The organism is Mitsuaria sp. TWR114, from assembly GCF_007997345.1.
The window spans coordinates 1-1,806 of the sequence record NZ_VOSR01000474.1; the positions used below are offsets into that span (position 1 = coordinate 1).

2 protein-coding genes are annotated in these 1,806 nt (G+C 72.0%); both read left to right on the forward strand.

Annotated elements, in window-relative coordinates; translation table 11 throughout:
• The coding region (locus FUT87_RS17020) for a cation:proton antiporter (protein WP_147241781.1) at positions 1-1,393 on the forward strand (1,393 nt) is incomplete at its 5' end.
• 128 nt (positions 1,394-1,521) lie between these two features.
• On the forward strand, positions 1,522-1,806 hold a 285-nt coding region (locus FUT87_RS17025), incomplete at its 3' end, for a hypothetical protein (protein WP_147241782.1).

Genomic DNA, 1,806 nt, shown 5'->3' on the forward strand with positions numbered 1-1,806 from the left:
CGGCGCGGCGCTGGTGTTCGGGCTGTCGCTGTCCTGCGCCAGCACGGTGGTGCTGCTCAAGGCGCTGGAGGCGCGCGGCACGCTGGAGTCGGTCAACGGCCGCATCGCGGTGGGCTGGCTGGTGGTGGAGGACCTGGCGACGGTGCTGATCCTGGTGCTGCTGCCGCCGCTGGCGCCGGTGCTGGGCGGCGCGACCCAGCCCGGCAGCGCCGACGTGCCGCTGTGGCGCACGATCGCCGAGACGCTGGCGCAGATGGCGGCCTTCGTCGTGCTGATGCTGGTGGTGGGCCGGCGCGTGCTGCCCTGGCTGCTGTGGCAGGTGGCGCGCACCGGCTCGCGGGAGCTGTTCACGCTGATGGTCATCGCGGTGGCGATCGGCATCGCCTACGGCGCCGGCGTGCTCTTCCACGTGTCCTTCGCGCTGGGCGCGTTCTTCGCCGGCATGGTGATGCGCGAGTCCGAGTACAGCCACCGCGCCGCGCAGGAGTCGCTGCCGCTGCGGGATTCGTTCTCGGTGCTGTTCTTCGTCTCGGTGGGCATGCTGTTCGACCCGATGACGCTGGTGGACCAGCCGCTGCACCTGCTGGGCGTGGTGGCGATCGTGATGCTGGGCAAGGCGATCGCGGCGACGGCCATCGTGCTGCTGTTCCGCTACCCGCTGAACACGGCGATGACGGTGTCGGCGAGCCTGGCGCAGATCGGCGAGTTCAGCTTCATCCTCGCGGGCCTGGGCCTGCAGCTGGGCCTGCTGCCCAAGGCCGGCATGAACCTGGTGCTGGCGGCGGCGCTGGTGTCGATCGCGCTGAACCCGGTGATGTTCGCGATGATCCAGCCGCTGCAGCGCTGGGTGCTGAGCCGCTCGGCCTTCGCGCGCAAGCTCGAGGCCCGGGACGATCCCTATGCCGAGCTGCCCCAGACCACCGAACGCCAGTACCTGGAAGGCCAGGTCGTGCTGGTGGGCTTCGGACGCGTGGGTCGGCGCATCGCCGACGCGCTGGCCGAGCGCGACATCCCCTTCGTCGTCGCCGACCAGAGCCGCGAGACCGTGGAAGCGCTGCGCAAGCGCGGCCTGGCGGCGGTCAGCGGCGATGCCAGCGACCCGATGGTGCTGGTCCAGGCCCACATCGCCAACGCGGCGATGCTGGTGGTGGCGATCCCCGACTCGATGAGAGCCCGGCAGATGGCCGACACGGCCCGGCAGCTGAACCCGGGCATCGAGATCGTGCTGCGCACCCATGGCGAGGAGGAGTCCGCGCTGCTGCGCAAGGAGCAGCTGGGGACCGTGTTCTATGGCGAGGAGGAACTGGCCAAGGGCATGAGCCGGCATGTGCTGCGGCGCTTCAATGCCGAGCTGCCGGAGAGCCTCGCGCCGCTGGCCACGCCCGCGCATTGAGCGTCCGGTCCGGGCGTTGCAAGCGCCCCATCGGGGCCGCTTGCCGCAACACAACGCACCACGGCGCCCAGCGCGCCCTTCCCGGCCAGCAATCCCGGCTTTACATCGCCCGCTTAGCGTCGCCGCCCATGATCGACCCGACCCTCGACCGTCCCATCCCGTCGTCAGCACCTGGCCTGCGCCCGCGCCTGCGCGCTGGCGCCTTCGCCCGGACCGCTGGCGCCCTGCTCGCCGGTGCGCTGCTGCTCAGCGGCTGCGGCGGCGGACCGCCGAAGGCGCGGCTCGAGGAGCAGCAGCAACAGCGCGAGTTCGCCGCGCGCGGCTACGCGCCGTCCGGGGATGCGGTCACGGTGCAGTCGCTCGCCTGGCGGCTGCGGGGCGACGACGTGCGCCTGAGCCTGGCGCTGCCGGCC